General features: G+C 67.3%; 11 protein-coding genes. 10 read left to right on the forward strand and 1 reads right to left on the reverse strand.

Features of this window, described 5'->3' with window-relative positions; all coding sequences use genetic code 11:
* Positions 1–12 precede the first annotated feature (12 nt).
* The 10 genes from HUT07_RS05420 to HUT07_RS05465 all read left to right on the forward strand — a co-directional run bounded on the left by HUT07_RS05420 (position 13) and on the right by HUT07_RS05465 (position 15163).
* Complete coding sequence (locus HUT07_RS05420; protein ID WP_176020066.1) at positions 13–1041, forward strand: aspartate-semialdehyde dehydrogenase; 1029 nt, start codon at positions 13–15, stop codon at positions 1039–1041.
* 130 nt (positions 1042–1171) lie between these two features.
* The gene (locus HUT07_RS05425) at positions 1172–3154 is read left to right on the forward strand and encodes a FimV/HubP family polar landmark protein (protein WP_176020067.1); all 1983 of its coding nucleotides are present in this window, start codon (positions 1172–1174) and stop codon (positions 3152–3154) included.
* 23 nt (positions 3155–3177) lie between these two features.
* Positions 3178–3537 (forward strand): VOC family protein, encoded by a 360-nt coding sequence (locus HUT07_RS05430; protein WP_176020068.1) that lies wholly within the window; start codon positions 3178–3180, stop codon positions 3535–3537.
* Positions 3538–3569: 32 nt separating this feature from the next.
* Positions 3570–4340, forward strand: a complete 771-nt coding sequence (gene truA, locus HUT07_RS05435) for a tRNA pseudouridine(38-40) synthase TruA (RefSeq protein WP_176020069.1) — start codon at positions 3570–3572, stop codon at positions 4338–4340.
* A complete protein-coding gene (locus HUT07_RS05440) occupies positions 4337–4993 on the forward strand; it encodes a phosphoribosylanthranilate isomerase (protein ID WP_100553111.1) in 657 nt (218 codons plus the stop codon). Before truA ends, HUT07_RS05440 begins: the two co-directional genes overlap by 4 nt.
* 168 nt (positions 4994–5161) lie before the next feature.
* The gene (locus HUT07_RS05445) at positions 5162–5836 is read left to right on the forward strand and encodes a DUF1449 family protein (protein ID WP_176020070.1); all 675 of its coding nucleotides are present in this window, start codon (positions 5162–5164) and stop codon (positions 5834–5836) included.
* Positions 5833–7851, forward strand: a complete 2019-nt coding sequence (locus tag HUT07_RS05450; protein ID WP_176020071.1) for a hypothetical protein — start codon at positions 5833–5835, stop codon at positions 7849–7851. Before HUT07_RS05445 ends, HUT07_RS05450 begins: the two co-directional genes overlap by 4 nt.
* Before the next feature lie 82 nt (positions 7852–7933).
* Positions 7934–13306 (forward strand): DNA repair ATPase, encoded by a 5373-nt coding sequence (locus HUT07_RS05455; RefSeq protein ID WP_176020072.1) that lies wholly within the window; start codon positions 7934–7936, stop codon positions 13304–13306.
* Positions 13303–14010 (forward strand): hypothetical protein, encoded by a 708-nt coding sequence (locus tag HUT07_RS05460; RefSeq protein WP_176020073.1) that lies wholly within the window; start codon positions 13303–13305, stop codon positions 14008–14010. The genes HUT07_RS05455 and HUT07_RS05460 overlap by 4 nt, the downstream gene beginning before the upstream one ends.
* Before the next feature lie 43 nt (positions 14011–14053).
* Positions 14054–15163 carry a toxic anion resistance protein gene (locus HUT07_RS05465; protein ID WP_176020074.1) on the forward strand — a complete coding sequence of 370 codons (1110 nt, stop codon included), beginning with the start codon at positions 14054–14056 and terminating at the stop codon, positions 15161–15163.
* A gap of 81 nt (positions 15164–15244) precedes the next feature.
* On the opposite strand, the gene HUT07_RS05470 is transcribed toward HUT07_RS05465, so the two are convergent.
* Positions 15245–16132, reverse strand: a complete 888-nt coding sequence (locus HUT07_RS05470; RefSeq protein WP_176020075.1) for a LysR family transcriptional regulator — start codon at positions 16130–16132, stop codon at positions 15245–15247.
* Between the last annotated feature and the right edge of the window lie 88 nt (positions 16133–16220).

Below are 16220 nucleotides of genomic sequence, written 5' to 3' on the forward strand. Positions count from 1 at the left end.
GAGAGTTCCCCCATGAGCAATGCACAACGCAGCTTCCACGTCGCCATCGTCGGCGCCACCGGTGCGGTCGGCGAGACCATGCTGGCCATCCTGGCCGAGCGCAACTTCCCGGTCGGTACCCTGAGCCTGCTCGCTTCCGAGCGCTCGGCCGGCGGCGAAGTCGAGTTCGAAGGCCAGAAGGTGAAGATCCAGGACCTGGCTACCTTCGACCCCAGCGGCGTGGAGATCGCCCTGTTCTCGGCCGGTGGCAGCGTGTCCAAGGAATACGCGCCGAAGTTCGCCGCCGCTGGTGCGGTGGTGATCGACAACTCCTCGGCCTTCCGTTACGACGATGACGTGCCGCTGGTGGTGTCGGAGGTCAACCCGGACCAGATCGGCAACCGTCCGCGCGGCATCATCGCCAACCCGAACTGCTCGACCATGCAGATGCTGGTGGCGCTGGCACCACTGCACCGCAAGTACGGCATCGAGCGCATCAACGTGTCCACCTACCAGTCGGTGTCCGGCGGTGGCCGTTCGGCGCTGGAAGAGCTGGGCAAGCAGACCGGCCAGCTGTTGAGCTTCCAGGAAATCGATCCGCAGCGCTTCCCGGTGCAGATCGCCTTCAACCTGATCCCGCACATCGACGATTTCCAGGACAACGGCTTCACCAAGGAAGAAATGAAGCTGGTCTGGGAAACCCGCAAGATCCTCGGCGACGAGAGCATCCTGGTGAACCCGACCGCGGTGCGCGTGCCGGTGTTCTATGGCCACTCCGAATCGGTGGCGATCGAAACCCGCGACAAGGTGACCGTGGCCGAAGCGCGCGCGCTGTTGGAGCAGTCGCCGGGCATCGAGGTGGTGGATCGTCACGAGGCCGGTGGTTATCCGACGCCGGTCACCCATGCCTCGGGCACCGATGCGGTGTACGTCGGTCGCATCCGCGAGGACCTGTCGCATCCGCGCGGCCTGAACCTGTGGATCGTGTCGGACAACGTGCGCAAGGGCGCTGCCCTCAACGCGGTGCAGCTGGCCGAGCTGGTCGCCGCCGAGAAGCGCTGATGGAGAGGCCGGGCAACGCCCGGCCTTTTCTGTAGAGCCGAGCCCATGCTCGGCTCTCCCCAAGCGGCCGAGCATGGGCTCGGCTCTACATGGATGCGGACCTTGGTCCGCACGCTTTATAGTGTCGCCCATGAATAAACGAGCCAAGGGCGCACGGCGTCCGCTCACCTGTCTCTCTGCTGCCCTGCTGGCCCTGGTCAGCAGCTCGGCCATGGCCCTGGGGCTGGGCGACATCCGTGTCCTGTCCAAACCGGGACAGCCATTGCTGGCCGAGATCCCGGTGATCTCGGCCGATCCGTCCGAACTTGAGAACCTGCGCGTCGCGCTCGCCTCGCCGGTCACCTTCGAACGCGTTGGACTGCAGCGCCCGGCCGGCCTGGTCAGCGAACTGCAGTTCGAGTTGACCCGCAACGCGCAGGGCAGGGCGGTGGTGCGGGTGACTTCGCAGACGCCTGTGGAAACACCGTCGTTGAGCTTCCTGGTCGAGGCCGATTGGGGCCAGGGCCGGCTGGTGCGTGAGTACTCGGCCCTGGTCGATGCACCGGCCAGTGCTCTGGCCGTGGCTGAGCCGGAGATCGTCGCGCCGGCAGGGGTGCTGTCGGACACCATCGTCCGCGATACGCCTGTTGCTGCTGCAACCGCCGCCGAACCGGCACCTGTCTCGGCGGCCGCCGCACCTGCCGCACCGCGTCCGCGCGCGGCGGCACCTGCACCAGCAGAACGGGCACCAGCCGCACCTGTGGCCGCAGACGGCAGCGTGACCGTGCAGCGTGGGCAGTCGCTTTCGCAGATCGCCGGATCGCTGGCCCGTGGCAATCAGATCAGTCGCGACCGGGCGATGATCGCGCTGTTGCGTGCCAACCCCGAAGCCTTCATCCGCGGCAATGTGAACCTGCTCAAGCAGGGCGCGGTGCTGCGCATGCCGGGCGATACCGCACTGGCCGCGGTGGATGCGGCCGAAGCTGCCGCGCTGGTTCGCGAACATGCGGCGCAATGGCGGCAGGCACGCACCGTGCCGCAGCCGGCCGGCGCCCCGATGCCGGTGGCCAAAGCCGACGGCGCTGCTTCTTCCCCGGCTGCGGCCACAGGGGCACGACTTGAAATCGCTCCGGCGCTGGCGTCCGACGCCGCGCACGCGGGCACAACCACCGGCACCACTGCCGGCAGCGAGGGTGACATGCTGGGCAACGAGCAACTGCGCCAGGCCAAGGAAGACATCGCCACCCGCGATGCCGAGATCGGCGATCTGAAGCAGCGCGTGGCGGAGCTGGAGAAGCTCAAGGAGCAGCAGCAGTCACTGATCGCGATGAAGGACAACGACCTGGCCGCCGCGCAGCAGCGCTTGGCCCAGGCGCCGGGTGCGCCGGGTGCCGGCATGCCGTGGTACTGGCTGGGCCTGCCGCTGCTCGTGCTGGTTGCCTTGGGCGCCTGGCTGCTGCGTCGTCGCAAGCCCTCGCCGCTGCCGCCGCTGCGCGAGGAACACGACGCTGCTGGCCTGGCTGCAGCGCTGCCGGCCGGTGCCGCGCTCGATACCCTGGCCGAGCAGGACGCCGGGCCGGGTTTCGCGGCCGAAGGCGGACGTCAGGAACCGGCGATGCCGGCCTGGGCCAGCACTGCCGACCACGACGCACCCGATGCGGAAATCCGTGCGGATGTCCCGCCGGCCGCGTGGCGGGCGGGTGAGCTCGATGAAGACGCGCTGGCTGAACTGCCTGCTGCGGTGAATGATCTGCCGCGTTGGGACGATCCGGCCGCCGCTGCTGCGGTGGCACCAATCGAGCCCACCGAGGTGGCCGTGCCCGACTACGCGCTGCAGGCCGAACAGGAGCCGCAGTTCCGCGGTGTGTTCGATCTGCCTGCCGAACCGCATGAGACGGCTGCACAGGGCGACCTGCGCGACGATCACGCTGCCGCCGAGGACGCCGTCGAGTCTTCGCCAGACAGTGGCCATGACGGGGCGCCGCGTATCGGTCAGGAGCGGCTGGAGCTGGCCATCGCCTATCTGGACCTGGGCGACGCACAGACCGCGCGCACCCTGCTGCAGGAGGTTGCCGAGGGGGGCGATCTGCATTGCCAGGCGCAGGCCCGCGAACTGCTGGCCCGTCTGCCCTGACACCGCTTCGACAAGGACCTGCCATGACCCGCGAACGCCGTCTCGACTACGTTGAATTCGCCTCGAGCGACCCGGCTGCAAGCCGCGCCTTCTTCGAGGCCGTGTTCGGCTGGACCTTCGTCGATTACGGCAGCGATTACACCGCCTTCGACGATGGGCGCCTGCAGGGAGGTTTCTTCCGCGGCCAGCCGCAGCGTGCCAGCGAAGGTGCGCCACTGCTGGTGCTGTACGCCGACCAGCTGGCGCCGATGGAAGCGGCGGTGCGCGCGGCCGGTGGCCAGATCGTGCGAACCGTGTTCTCTTTCCCCGGCGGCAGCCGTTTCCAGTTCATCGAGCCCGGTGGCAACGAACTGGCGGTCTGGTCCGAGCGCGACCCGGCCTGAGCGCCGCCCCACCCGCAACATCGAGGTAGCACATGCGTTACGCGCTCGGCGTCGAGTACGACGGCAGCGATTTCAGAGGGTGGCAGAACCTGGGCGAAGGCGGACCCAGCGTCCAGGCCAGTCTGGAACAGGCCCTGTCATCGGTGGCCGATACCCCCTTGCAGGTGGTCTGCGCCGGCCGCACCGATGCCGGCGTGCATGGTGAGTGCCAGGTCGTGCACTTCGAGACCGACGTGGTGCGTGACCCGCGCGCCTGGATGCTCGGCACCACCACCCGCTTGCCGCGTTCGATCGCGGTGCGCTGGTGTGTACCGGTGGCCGATGACTTCCATGCGCGGTTCTCCGCGCGGGCCCGACGCTACCGCTACCGCCTGCTCAACCGCGAAGTGCGCCCGGCGCTGGGCCGGCAGACCCTCAGCTGGGAGCGGCGCCCGCTCGATGCCGAGCGCATGCACCTGGCCGGGCAGGCCCTGCTGGGCGAGAACGACTTCAGCGCCTTCCGTTCGGTCCAGTGCCAGGCCCTGCATGCGCGGCGTGAACTGCAGTCGCTGCAGGTCAGCCGCGACGGAGACGTCATCGAGGTGGCGGTCCGCGGTAATGCATTCCTTCATCACATGGTCCGCAATATCGTCGGCTCGTTGATTCTGGTTGGCAGTGGGGAGAAACCGGTGGAGTGGATCGCCGAACTGCTGGCCGGGCGCGACCGAACCGTAGCCGGTCCCACCGCTCCTCCGCAGGGACTGGTGTTCCTGGGGCCGCTGTACCCCGACAACTGGCATCTGCCCGCCGAGGTAACGCTATGAGCCGCTCCTACTACCGTACCCGCATCAAGTTCTGTGGCATGACCCGTGCCGGTGACGTGCGCCTGGCCGGCGAGCTGGGCGTGGATGCGGTGGGCTTCATCTTCGCCCGCGAGAGCAGCCGCCGGGTCGCACCGGCTGAGGCGCGCGCAATGCGCCAGGCAATCGCACCGATGGTCGACGTGGTGGCACTGTTCCGCAACAACAGCAAGGAAGAGGTGCGCGAGGTGCTGCGCACCGTGCGGCCGACCCTGCTGCAGTTCCATGGCGAGGAAGACGAAAGCTTCTGCCGCAGCTTCAACATGCCCTATCTGAAGGCGATCGCCATGGGCGGGCGCGAGGAGATCAATGCGCGCACCCTGCAGCTGCGTTACCCCAGCGCCGCAGGCTTCCTGTTCGACAGCCACGCCCCGGGCGGCGGCGGTGGCACCGGCGTGGCCTTCGACTGGTCGCGCGTGCCGACCGGGCTGCATCGTCCGTTCCTGCTGGCTGGCGGCCTGACGCCGGAAAACGTGTACGACGCCGTGCTGGCGACCCTGCCGTGGGGCGTGGATGTGTCCAGTGGCATCGAACTGGAGCCGGGCATCAAGGACGGCTACAAGATGCGCACCTTCGTGGAAGAAGTCCGGCGGTCCGATTGCGCCGTGCTGGATTGAGATGCGGTGACTTTTGACGCATCCGGCCTTCACATTTGAGCCTGCACACCTTCTTCACATAGGATGATCCCGAGCGTGCTGGCCATGAGGGCCGGCACGAGGATCGACGGAGCCGCTGTTGGCGTGCTCCGAACAGGCGCTTGGCGCCCCCGCCCAGGAAGGCAAACGATGCAGGAATTCCTAACCGTCGTGCTCGGTTATCCGACCCTCCCGTACAGCGTCGCGCTGGCGGTGGCGGTTCTGTATTGGGGGATTGCCGCTTTCGGCCTGGTCGATGACGGTTTCGGCGAGGCCGGTGCCGACGGTGCGCTCGAAGGCGACGCCCAACTCAGTGGTCTGTCCGCCCTGCTGGCGCGCTGGGGCCTGGGCGGTGTGCCGCTCATGGTGGTGGTGACGCTGCTGAGCCTGTTCGCCTGGACCCTCACCTACTTCATCCATCTTTACCTGCTGCTGCCGTTGCCCGACCCGCTGCGCTGGTCCTTGGGCACCGTCGTGGCGGTGCTTGCACCGCTGCCGGCCGTGCCGGTCACCGCGCTGCTGCTGCGTCCCATCCGTCGCTTCCTGCTGCGCCTGCGTCCGGTGCCGCAGGCCTCCCTGCTGGGCCGGGTCGGCGTGGTCGCCTCGCCGAAGGTCGATGCACGCAGTGGCCACGCCACCGTCGATGACGGCGGCGCCGGCCTGGTCCTGCAGATCCGCAGCGACATCGAACTGCAGCGCGGCGAGCGCATCGTGCTGGTCGAGCACGTGGCTGCACAACACCATTACCGGGTGGTCCGCGCCGACGCGGTCGCCCTCGACTTCCAGGACAACCTGCTTCCGGGCAACAAGGAGAATCATCAATGACGCTGGCTTCCGTGCTTCCCTTCCTCTTCATCGTGGGCTGCGTGCTTGCCCTCCTGCTCGGCGTGGCCGGCCTGTTCAAGGCGTTCTACCGCAAGGTCGACCAGGGCGTGGCGCTGATCGTCAACGACATGAGCGCTACCCCGAAAGTGCATTTCACCGGCGCGCTGATCATTCCCGTGCTGTACCGCGCCGAGCTGATGCGGATCAGCCTGATCACCCTGCAGATCGACCGCCGCGGCAAGGAAGGCCTGATCTGTCGCGACAACATGCGCGCCGACATCGCCGTGGCGTTCTACCTGCGCGTCAACGAGACCCAGGCCGACGTGCTGCGCGTGGCCAAGGCCATCGGCGCCGACCGCGCGTCGGACAAGCACGCCGTCGACGAGCTGTTCAACGCCAAGTTCTCCGAAGCACTGAAAACGGTCGGCAAGAAGTTCGACTTCACCGAACTGTTCGAGAAGCGCCAGGAATTCCGCGACGAGATCATCGCGGTGATCGGCAATGATCTGAATGGCTATGTGCTCGAAGACGTGGCCATCGACTACCTGGAGCAGACCCCGAAGTCGCTGCTGGACCAGTTCAACATCCTCGACGCGCAGGGCATCCGCAAGATCACCGAGCTGACCGCTGCACAGAACGTGGTGACCAACGAGCTGGAGCAGAACGAGAAGCTGGCCATCACCAAGAAGAACGTCGAAGCGCGCGAAGCGCTGCTGGCGCTTGAACGCCAGCAGGCCGAGGCCGAGGCACGGCAGAAGCGCGAGATCGAGACCATCCGTGCGCGCGAGGAAGCCGAGACCGCCAAGGTGCAGGAAGAGCAGCGCCAGCTGTCCGAGAACGCCCGCATCGAAGCGCAGCAGGTGATCGACATCCGCGAGCAGAACCGCATGCGCGAAGTCGAAGTGGCCGAGCAGAACCGCCAGCGCGCCGTGGCCATCGAAGCCGAGCGCGTCGAACGTGCACGCCAACTGGAGCAGGTCACCACTGACCGCGAAGTGCAGCTGCAGGGCGTGGAGCGCGACAAGGTGGTCGAGCAGGGCAAGATGGACGTGGCCAACATCACCCGCGAACGCATCTCCATCGACAAGACCGTGGCGCAGGAAGAAGAGCGCATCAAGGAAGTGCGCGAAGTCTCCGAGGCCGACCGCCAGAAGCAGGTGCTGATCCTGGAAGCCGAAGCCAAGGCGCAGGAATCGCTGGTGCGCGAAGTGAAGGAAGCCCAGGCCCGCGAAACGGCCTCCAAGCATCGCGCGGTGGAGCTGACCACGCTGGCGCAGGCCGAGCACGAAGCCGCCGGCAAGCAGGCCGAGGCCAAGCGCCTGCTGGCCGATGCGTTCCGCGCCGAACAGGCGGCGCCCGGCCTGGCCGAAGCACAGGTGCGTGAAGCATCGGCGCTGGCCATCGAGAAGGTCGGCATCGCCGAAGCACGCGTGATCGAAGCCAAGGCCGAAGCGAACCTGAAGCAGGGCAGCAACGAGGCGCGCGTGCTGGCCGAGACGCTGCAGGCACAGGCACAGGGCGAGGAGAAGATGGGCCTGGCCCGCGCCACGGCTACCGAATCGCTGGGCAATGCCGAAGCCGGCGTGGTGCAGAAGAAGCTGCTGGCCGAGGCCGAAGGCCTGGTCCGCAAGTTCGAAGCGATCGCCTCGCTGAGCGACCAGGCACGTGGCCACGAAGAGTTCCGCATGATGCTGGACAACAGCCTGAAGCAGGCGCTGGCCTCGATCGAAGCCGGCAAGGAAGTCTCGCGCGAGAATGCGGGCGTGATCGCCAGCGCACTGCGCAACGCCGACATCGACCTGGTCGGTGGCGACGGTGGCATGTTCGAGAACCTGATCAAGGCGGTGTCGCTGGGCAAGTCGATCGAAGGCTTCGCCGGCAAGAGCCCGATCGTGCAGGACCTGATGCAGCGCTACCTGGGCGTCAACGTGGCCGACAGCGCACCGCGGCAGATCGCCGAGGACGTGGACACCGTGTCCGTCGCGTCGACCGCTGTGGTCGACAGCGCGCGCTGATCCACCCGGCGATGGCCACCGCCATTGCCCACCCGTGCCGGCCGCATCGACGGCCGGCCGTTCGTGAGCCGGAAACCTGCTGATGTCCGAAACCAAACCGTCCCCCGAATCCGCCGTGGCAGAGGCTGCCGGCGATACCGTCGACCAGGCTGTTGCCCAGGGCGGCGCCTATGAAGTCCTGCGGCGTCGCCTCGGCGAACAGGGCCAGCGCCTGCAGGCCGTTGCCGAGCAGCTGAACCGCCAGCGCCTGGCCGAGTTCGGCGACAGTCGGCTGGAGGTGGTCGGCCGCTTCCGCATCCGCAGCGAGAACAACTGCGTCGGCCGCGACATCGTCCAGGTCGGTCCGGACCGCCTGTTGTTCGGCTACAACGTGTTCATCGGTCTCAAGACCCAGACCCGCATCGAAGATGTGTTCGGCCTGTACCGGCTGGTACAGGGCAATGATGGCTACGACGTCGCGACGCTGGAGTTGAAGGGCAGTTTCCTCGACCAGCCCGGCTTCGTGCATGACTTCAACGAGCTGTACGCGTACTACAAGCATGCGCGCCTGCTGCAGCTGATCGTGGTGGGCGACAAGCTGCTGGCGTCGTTCCAGATCGGCGAGCGCAGCAGCGACGTGCGCGTGTTCCGCTGGGCAGTGTCACGCGACGGTGAGCTGACCTACCTCGATGCACGTGGTGAGCGTGACATCGCTCTGCCACCGCCCTTCGATTTCGAATGGGCCCGCGCCACCCGCGACCTCGCCGTCAACGGCCGCCATTCGCACCTGAACATTCTCGACACCCTGTTCGTGGAGACCACCGGTGGCGACCTGACCATCAAGGTGGAGAACAACACCGAAACCGGGCAGGGCATCTACAGCGAACCGGTGGAAGACAGCACGCAGTCGCTGGACGACGCCCAGTTCGAGTTCGCCCGGGTCGGCTCGCTGGTGCTGCTGAAAGTGTTGCCGTACCGCGAAACCGAGTGGCGCGGACTGATCTACAACACGCTCACCGGCGACATCGTGCGCAACGATGCCATCGTCCAGGCCTGCGTGCAGCTGCCCGAAGACCACGGCATCATCTTCCCCGGCGGTTATTACCTGCAGGGTGGCGAACACAAGGCGTTCGACGCCGCGATGGATGGCATGCAGTTCAAGCGCAGCATCCGTTCGCCAAACGGCGAGGACGTGCTGTACATCTTCTACGAGCGCGAAGGCGGGCGTTCGGCATTGTTCGTCTACAACACCATCCAGCGCGTGCTGCAGAACCCGGTGTTCGGCCACGGCTATGCCTTCATGCAGGACGGGCGCATGGTGCTGTTCCATGCTGAAGGCAGCGAGCCGACCCGCATCCATCCGATGCAGGTCTGGCAGACACCCTTCAGCAGCGATGAATTTGCCGCCAGCCGTCCACCCGGCAATACCTTCATGGGGCGCATCGGCAACGCCGAACTGGTGCGTGGCATCTCCAACCTGTTCAACCTGGCGCGCGGGATCGACGGCCAGGATGTATCGGTGCAGCGCTACCAGCGCTTGGTCGCTGACACCCGGCGGCTTTTCGACGCCCACCATTGGCTGGGCGACGAGGCCTGCGATGGCGCCGAGGCGTTGCTGCGGCAGATCAGTGCCACCGGCGAATCGGTGCTGGACGAATACGAAAAAGTGCAGTCGATCCGCCAGCAGTCGGCGCAGGCGATGGCGGAGGCCGAGGCCACGCACAAGGCGCTGCTGGGCCGGCTGCAGCCGGAAAACTGGAACGAGGTGCAGGCCTTCGTCGAGGCACTCAACGCGATCACCGCACTGCGCGGGCGGCTGCTGACCATCCGCGACCTGCGCTACATCGATACCGCGCGCATCGAGGCGATGGCCGCCGAGCTGGTGCAGGCGCACGATCGCGTCGGCGCCGCCACCGGTGCGTTCCTTGCCGGCGATGAAGCACTGGCCCCCTTGACCGCCCGCATGCAGGCATTGGATGAGGCCGCACAGCAGGCCGCCAGTGCGCGCCAGCTGGATGAGCAGCTGGACGGCCTGCGCGGCATGGCCGGCGATCTGGACATGCTGTCCGAGCTGATGGCCGGACTGAAGGTGGACGACGCGACGGCACGTACCCGCGTGGTCGAGTCCATCTCGCTGTTGTACGGGCGCCTGAACCAGGCGCGCGCACGCGCCGAACAGCGCCGCAAGTCGCTGGGCTCGGCCGAAGCCGTAGCCCAGTTCGCTGCCCAGTTCGCGCTGTTCTCGCAATCGATCACCAGCGCGCTGGCGATGGCCAGCGACCCCGAGCGTGCCGACGAGCAGTTGTCGCGCCTGCTGGTGCAGCTGGAAGAACTGGAGAGCCAGTTCGGCGAGCATGAGCAGTTCCTCGACGACATCCTCAGCAAACGCGAAGAGCTGGTCGAGGCCTTCGACACGCACAAGCAGGCCCTGCTGGATGACCGCCAGCGCAAGGCGCGTTCGGTGCTTGATGCCGCCAACCGCATTCTCGATGGCCTGGCAAAGCGCACCGAGCGTTTCAGCACGGCCGACGAGCTCAATGCCTTCTTTGCAGGCGATCCGCTGATCCTCAAGCTGCGCGAACTGGCCGAGCGCCTGCGTGCGCTGCGTGACAACGTCAAGGCTGACGATGTCGAGGCACGCCTGAAGGGCGTGCGCGACCAGGCCGTGCGCCAACTGCGTGACCGCAGCGACCTGTACGAGGCGGGTGGCAATGTGGTCCGCCTTGGCCCGCGCCACCGGTTCAGCGTGAACACCCAGGCGCTGGACCTGACCCTGTTGCCGCGTGGCGACACGCTTGCCATCCATCTCACCGGCACCGATTTCCTGGAGACCCTGCACGATCCCGAGCTGGATGCGCTGAAGCCGTTCTGGCAGGTGACCCTGGATTCGGAATCGGCAGCGATCTACCGCAGCGAGTACCTGGCCGGGTGCCTGTTGCTGGCTGCGGAGGAGGGCCGGGATGGCCTGGACCTGGCCCAGCTGCAGCACGACGCGGCCGAACCGGAAGCCCTGGACCAGCGGGTCCGTACCTTTGCCGCGCCTCGCTACCGGGAAGGCTACGAGCGCGGCATCCATGACCATGATGCCGCGCTGATCCTGCGTGCACTGCTGCCGCTGCAGCAGGCCGCCGGTCCACTGCGGCATTCGCCGCATGCACGTGCGCTGGCGCTGCTGTTCTGGGCCGCGCGGCAACGCGATGAAGCCGTGGCGCAGTGGCCCGGCCGGCAGGCCGGTGCGGAGGCCATCGCGCGCCTGTTCGGTTCCGATGAGGGGCGCCATGCCCTACGCGCGGAAATGGCGAAGGCGCTGCACGACCATGCACTCGCGCATGCTCTGCCGTTCGACACCGCCGCTGCGGACGCGGCAGCGGTGTATCTGGGCGAAGAGCTGGTGGCCGGCGAGCCGGTGTTCAGCACCAGCCGGCACGCGCAGGCACTGCTGGACGCGCTGTCGCAGCAGCTGGAGCAGGCGGGCCAGCGTGACGCGCTCGAACGTGCGCTGCAACGCTCGCAGGATCCGCTGGCCACGCGCTGGGCGTTGGCCGGGCAATGGCTGCGGGCACTCGCCGGGCTGCCGGCACAATCGGCACACGCCGGCTATGTCGAGGAAGCGGCCGCACTACTGCTGGTGCAGCGACAGCTGCGCACCCGTGCCAGCGATGCGCCACTGCAGGCGGAGGTCAGTGGCCTGCTGGGCGAGCACGCGCGCATCCACAACGGCAGCCTGACCGTGTCGCTGGATGATTTCCTGGCACGCCTGCAGCAGCATCTGCAGTCCTTCGTGCCGGCGTTCCATGCCTATCAGGCAGTACGCCAGGGCATCATCGGCCGTGAGCGCGGGACGCTGCGACTGTCGGAGTTCAAGGCGCGGCCGTTGTCGTCCTTCGTGCGCAACAAGCTGATCAATGATGTGTATCTCGGCGTGATCGGCGACAACCTGGCCAAGCAGATGGGCACTGTTGGCGAGAACAAGCGCAGCGACCTGATGGGCCTGCTGATGATGATCTCGCCGCCCGGCTACGGCAAAACCACGCTGATGGAATACGTGGCACATCGCCTTGGCCTGGTCTTCATGAAGATCAACGGCCCGGCGCTGGGCCATGAAGTCCGTTCGCTGGATCCCGAACAGGCGCCGGACGCGACCTCGCGGCAGGAGCTGGAAAAGCTGAACCTGGCGCTGGAGATGGGCAACAACACCATGCTGTATGTCGATGACATCCAGCACACCCATCCTGAGTTCCTGCAGAAATTCATTTCACTGTGCGACGGCACGCGCCGCATTGAAGGCGTGTGGCGCGGCAAGACCCGCACCTATGACATGCGCGGCAAGAAGTTCTGCGTGGTCATGGCCGGCAACCCGTACACAGAATCCGGCGAAGTGTTCAAGATTCCGGACATGCTGGCCAACCGTGCCGACATCTACAACCTGGGCGACGTGCTTGGTGGCATGGAAGCGGCCTTCACCCTCAGCTACATCGAGAACAGCCTGACTTCCAACCCTGTATTGGCGCCGCTGGCCACGCGTGAGATGGCTGACCTGTACCTGCTGGTCGACCGCGCAATGGGCAAGGATGTGTCCACCAACGGCCTGAGCCATGCCTACAGTGGCGCCGAGGTCAACGAGATCATCGCCACCCTGCAGCGCATGCTGCGCGTGCGCGACGTGGTCTACACGGTCAACCAGCAGTACATCGCCAGTGCGGCGCAGGACGACCGCTATCGCACCGAGCCGCCGTTCCGCCTGCAGGGCAGCTACCGCAACATGAACAAGCTGGCGGAGAAGATTTCGCCGGTGATGAATGACGATGAGCTGCAGCAGCTGATTTCCGACCATTATCTGGGCGAAGCGCAGCTGCTGACCACCGGTGCCGAGGAGAATCTGTTGAAGCTGGCCGAGCTGCGCGGCGTGCTCGATGACGAACGCGCGCAACGCTGGACGCAGATCAAGCGCGATTTCCTGCGCAACAAGGCGATGGGCGCCGGTGACAGTGATGTCGGTGGCCGCGTCGTCGCGCAGCTGGCCGACATCGCCAGTGCGCTGCAGCTGCCGCCACCGCCGGCGGAAGTCGCCGCTGTACCTGAGCCGGCACCCTGGCCGGCCCTGCTGGCGGCCCTGCAGCGCCTGGCGGACGCACGCCCTGCCAGTGCGCCGGCGGCTGCCGCCCCGCAGCCGGCAGCCACGCCATTGGCCGAAGACCTGCAGGCCGGTCTGGCACCGCTGCTGCAGTTGCTGGTCGCCTCACAGGAACAGCAGGTGCAGCTGTCGCAGACATTGGCGGCGTTCGCCGGGTGGGCGCGGCAGCAGGTAACGGCCGATGCGTCTACGGCCAACACACCGCGTCGCCCGCGCGTGCGTCGTGCGGCGACACCAGAAGAACGCGCGCTGGACGAAGCGCTGATGCGCCACTTCTACGGCGAATCATTGCCGCCGGAAACGGTGGATGATGATGGTCCGCGGCCGCCGCCACTGCCGTGACCTCCTCATACTCTCTGCCCGAACCCGCGCTTCCGGCACCTACCGACGTGGCCGCGTTGGCTGCGTACGGCGGCCCCCTGCTGCAGGTGTTGGCCGCACCGACGCCCTTGCAGGCCGATGCGGACGGCGCAGGCCTGGTGGCTGCGCTGGCGCAGATCGCATTGGCCCTGCAGGCCGCTGATCCGGCGCGCCTGCGCCGGCAGGAGAGCTGGTGGGGGCGCCTGCTGGGCCGCGACGTTGCGCGCGAAGCGCAGGCGCAGGGACTGCAGGCACAGCTGGGCGTGCTGGCGCTGCAGGCACGCGAGCAGGCGCAGGGCCTCGCGCAGCGCGTGCAGCAACGTGCCCGGGCCATCATCGACAACGATGCGGCTGCTGCCGCGTTGGACGCCTGGGCCACGTTCGGCGCCGCGCAGCTGGCGGCGCTGGAAGGCGCTGCGCAGGTCGCGCTGGCCCCGCGCGTGGACCACCTGCAGCGGCTGGCCACGCTGCGGCGCATCGAAGGCGGGCAGTGGCAGCTGCTGCAGGCGCAGGACGAAGCCCTCTTGCAGCGCTTCGTCCGCATCCACGATGTCCTGCTGCCGGCCTGGCGGCAGGCCGCGCTGGCACGCCAGGCACAGACGCAGGCTGCACAGGTCGCGCACGCGGCTACGCTGCAGGCCCAGATCGACGACGAAGTGGCCGCTGCTCAGGCTAGACTGCGCTGAGCCGGCCGCCGCTGCCGCTTATCCACTGCAAGGACACTGCCCGATGAACCAGGACAGCCAGAACTCCGGCACGCTCGTGCCCACCACGACATCCACCCCGGACCTTGACGAGAGCACGTTGAAGGCTCTCGGTCTGGTCCGCGACGACCTGCCACGCATTGCCGAAATCGGCCGCGAGCTGGAAGACCTGCGCCCGGGCAACCTGCAGGTGTTCGGCCGTGAAGCCGCCGCACGGACAACGGCCTTCTCCAGCCAGTTGCTGGACCAGGTGCGCAACCGTGACCTCGACGCCAGCGGCGAAAAACTGGGCGAAGTGGTGCGCATCGCGCGTGAGCTCAAGCTGGATGGTTTTTCGCAGCGCTCGAAGGTGCCGTTGATCGGTGGCCTGATCGATCGCCTGCGTGCTTCCAAGGGCGAACTGGTGCAGAAGTTCAGCGATACCAATTCGCAGATCGAACAGCTGCTCGGCGACGTCGGCGCGCAACAAGCGCTGATGGGCAAGCGGGTGACCGATTTCGACCGCATGCATGACATCGTCCGCGAGGAACGTCACGCGCTGGGCCTGTATGCCGCCGCCGGCAAGCAGCGCCTGGCCCAGCTGCAGTCCGAGCAGGTGCTGGGGCAGGGCAGCGAAGACCCGCAGCAGCGCATCCGCCAGAGCGAGATCGACAATGCGATCCGGCTGATCGAGAAGCGCGTCTCCGACCTGCAGTTGATGCAGCACGCGGCGGACCAGTCGTTGCCGATGATCCGCCTGATCCAGGCCAACGCGCTGCAGCTGATCGAGAAATTCAACACCGTCCGCGACATCACCATCCCATCGTGGAAGCGCCAGTTCGCGATCCAGTTGTCGCTGGGCGAGCAGAAGAACGCCGCCGAACTGGCCAATGCGATCGACGATGCGACCAACGAGCTGATGCGGCGCAATGCCGACCTGATGCGCCAGGCCTCGGTGGACACCGCACGCAGCAACCAGCGCGGTGTGATCGACGTGGCCACCCTGCGCCACGTGCACGATCAGCTGATTGCTACTGTCGAAGAAGTGCGCAGCATCCACCGCGAGGGCATGCAGCAGCGCCAGCAGGCCGAAGTCGAGCTGTCGCGCCTGCGCGAGGATCTGCAGCAGCGGCTGGCGGCGCCGACGGCCCCCTGATCGCGCTTGGCAGCATCGAGCCTGCTCGATCGCTGCCGGTTGGTCCTTCTGTAGAGCCGAGCCCGCGCCCGGCTCTCGTACTCAACGCAACTGCCCAACCACCCAGTCCGCCAACGCGTCCACGCGCGCATCGACAGGGCCATCCGGCCGCGCCAGCACCCAGAATCCGCCGGTCGCGGCAAACCCCCACGGTGCCACCAGCCGCCCCGCGGCCAGATCCTCTGCCACCAGTGGCTCTGGCGCGATCGCCGGACCCAGCCCGGCCACCGCCGCTTCCAGCAGGTAGTACAGGTGTTCGAAGCCTGTCCCCAGTTGTAGCTGGTCCGGGTCCAGCCCGTGCGCCTGCGCCCACGCGGGCCACGCCTGTGGGCGCGAACTGGTGTGCAGCAGCGTTTCCCGCAGCAGGGCCGACGGCGGTACATGGCGCAGGCGCTGCGCCGCCGGGTGCGAGGGTGCCACCACCACACCCACCCGTTCCGGTGCCAGCTCGCGCACCTGCCAACCGCGGGGCCACGGTCCCTGTGCCAGCAGCAGTACCGCATCCAGCGTTGCCTGCGTCTCGGTGAAGCTGCCATCCAGCGCGGACCACTGCAGGCGCACGCCGGGCAGGGCCGCTTGCAGGGCCGGCAGCCGCGGAATCATCCAGCGCGCCAGCACGCTGCCGCTGCACCCCAGCACCAACGCCGGTGAAGCCGCTGGCCGTTGCAATGCGCGCACGCAGTCCTCGATGCCGGTGAAGGCCTCGCTGCACGCCGCCTGCAGGCGGGTGCCGGCGGCAGTCAGGCGCAGGCCGCGGCCGGCGCGCTGGAACAGGGCCAGGCCCAGATGGTCTTCCAGCAGCTTGATCTGCCGGCTGACCGCGCCATGGGTCACATGCAGTGCCTGTGCAGCGCGGCCAACGCCGCCCAGTCGTGCGGTGGCCTCGAATGCCCGCAGGGCGTTCAGCGGCGGCAGCAATGACGTGCTCATGTGAGATTTCCTGACGGGATGCGCCAGATAATATCCATTTTCCGGACACAATCCGTGCGCTAGAGTATCCACCTGTCTGAACGACCGG

This window comes from Stenotrophomonas sp. NA06056, from assembly GCF_013364355.1.
Classification (GTDB): Bacteria; Pseudomonadota; Gammaproteobacteria; order Xanthomonadales; family Xanthomonadaceae; genus Stenotrophomonas.

What these genes read in the sequence shown, in the direction of transcription:
- HUT07_RS05420 (WP_176020066.1), top strand. Translation starts at nt 13, where the DNA reads ATGAGCAATGCACAACGCAGCTTCCACGTCGCCATCGTCGGCGCCACC.
- HUT07_RS05425 (WP_176020067.1), top strand. Translation starts at nt 1,172, where the DNA reads ATGAATAAACGAGCCAAGGGCGCACGGCGTCCGCTCACCTGTCTCTCT.
- HUT07_RS05430 (WP_176020068.1), top strand. Translation starts at nt 3,178, where the DNA reads ATGACCCGCGAACGCCGTCTCGACTACGTTGAATTCGCCTCGAGCGAC.
- truA (WP_176020069.1), top strand. Translation starts at nt 3,570, where the DNA reads ATGCGTTACGCGCTCGGCGTCGAGTACGACGGCAGCGATTTCAGAGGG.
- HUT07_RS05440 (WP_100553111.1), top strand. Translation starts at nt 4,337, where the DNA reads ATGAGCCGCTCCTACTACCGTACCCGCATCAAGTTCTGTGGCATGACC.
- HUT07_RS05445 (WP_176020070.1), top strand. Translation starts at nt 5,162, where the DNA reads ATGCAGGAATTCCTAACCGTCGTGCTCGGTTATCCGACCCTCCCGTAC.
- HUT07_RS05450 (WP_176020071.1), top strand. Translation starts at nt 5,833, where the DNA reads ATGACGCTGGCTTCCGTGCTTCCCTTCCTCTTCATCGTGGGCTGCGTG.
- HUT07_RS05455 (WP_176020072.1), top strand. Translation starts at nt 7,934, where the DNA reads ATGTCCGAAACCAAACCGTCCCCCGAATCCGCCGTGGCAGAGGCTGCC.
- HUT07_RS05465 (WP_176020074.1), top strand. Translation starts at nt 14,054, where the DNA reads ATGAACCAGGACAGCCAGAACTCCGGCACGCTCGTGCCCACCACGACA.
- HUT07_RS05470 (WP_176020075.1), bottom strand. Translation starts at nt 16,132, where the DNA reads ATGAGCACGTCATTGCTGCCGCCGCTGAACGCCCTGCGGGCATTCGAG.